The 1,556-nt window shown below is 38.3% G+C and carries 2 protein-coding genes; both read left to right on the top strand.

Annotated elements, in window-relative coordinates; translation table 11 throughout:
- Window positions 1-803: hypothetical protein (locus VGT41_03750; GenBank protein ID HEV2601387.1), on the top strand; the 803-nt coding region annotated here is incomplete at its 5' end.
- Entirely contained in the window at window positions 800-1,426 is a 627-nt protein-coding gene (locus VGT41_03745; GenBank protein HEV2601386.1) for a hypothetical protein, read from the top strand. The genes VGT41_03750 and VGT41_03745, both read left to right, overlap by 4 nt.
- Window positions 1,427-1,556: the final 130 nt, after the last annotated feature.

Raw genomic sequence — 1,556 nt, 5'->3', positions numbered from 1 at the left:
CAGATCAAATTAATTATCATCAAAAAAGGTTTTCTCATCCTTCGTATCGTTTCGAACCACAATTTTCAAATACATTTGGGCAACCTGTTGTTTTAGGTGCTTCCCAGACTCCTGTTACAATTAATATTCCTCCTGAAGTGTTTAATCTGTCTCAATCATACCTTTTGTATTCTGTGAATTTGCCAACTGCCGGAGCACTAATTACATTTGGTATGCTACAAGCCTTAAAAGAAATCTCCCACATACAATATTATTCAGGTTCCAGTATGTGGATTGTTGACATCGACAATTTACAGAACTATCTTGATATTCTCCTGAAAAAGGAATTAGCTCGAGATGAATTTTTGTCTGAAGATCCACTGGTTGGTATCTCCTCGAATAACAGTGTCGTGAATGTTGTCCCTGCCTTGAGAAACACAAATCAACAAGCCGCAGCAAATAACAACTTGGCAGCTAATCCGTCAAGTGTGAATTATACCGAACCAGCTTATTACCAGGTCGGTGCCCTAAATACAGGAGTTTCGTATGAAGTTCAATTTCCTTTGAAATTGATCAAGAATACAGCATTTGCAATTGACAAAAATATGTATTTTGGACAAACAACATATCTTAAGGTTTATTTTGGACCTGTCTCAAAAATTTGTTACGCCAGTACCTCCAATAGCAATCCAAGCGCGGGAACTAAAATAAGTTACGCACAATCGGCCCCCCAGCTGCAGGTATTTTATACACTGCACCTGTTCAACCAATTAACTTCCAACTTATGTTGGCTGTTGAAACTAACCAAGATCTTCGAACAATGATTATGAATGAGGTTCAGTCAACTGGATTATCATATCTGATCCCCTATGTGCAAGCGTTTAAAGCTTCTAATACTGGTACCTCTCAGAATATTAGTATTCAACTCGACCAGGGGAATGGTCGTTCACTTATGAAGGTCTATCACAGTCTTTACAACAGTCAAGAAGATTTAGACACCGCTTATGATCATGCAAACACCCCAACAATTGCAGGAACAACTGACGCCCTCAATGCTCCAGTTGCTCAGAAAGTTACCCAATATTACACACAATTGAATGGGAAAAGAAATCAGGATATAACTATCGATTGCACATACTCAGGTGGATTTCTTGATTACATGCAACACAAAAGACAATTGCGGGGAAGTATTCTCAGTAATCTGAATGTGTATCAATACAACTGGTTCCACTGTGATGATTGGTCCGATTTTGGTCCCCGATACGACCAAGATAATTCAGGAGAGTTAATTTCAGGCATTCCTATGAGTGTCGCCCCTCTCACGTGGAGTTTTGTTGGAGTCATGATTCGTCCAGCAACGACTAACACAAATACCTTTCAACATTACACTTGGTTTGTTTTTGTCAAAAAACTCACAATGGCACCCGGCCAAGTTCTTGTTCAGTAATTTTATTCTTGAGATAGATTATAATTATGCGAGATATTATCGATCGACAAACATTTATTTTTTCTAGATACGCCTGATCCAACAGTAATTAAGACATTCATCAATTTAAGATTTGCAGCAGATGAACTAT

The sequence above is a fragment of the Candidatus Babeliales bacterium genome (assembly GCA_035944115.1).
In the GTDB taxonomy this organism is placed as follows: Bacteria; Babelota; Babeliae; order Babelales; family Vermiphilaceae; genus DASZBJ01.
This window is presented reverse-complemented; position numbering and strand designations above follow the sequence as displayed.

Excerpts from the sequence above, each read along its gene's own strand:
- VGT41_03745 (HEV2601386.1), top strand. The coding sequence starts at position 800 with ATGATTATGAATGAGGTTCAGTCAACTGGATTATCATATCTGATCCCC.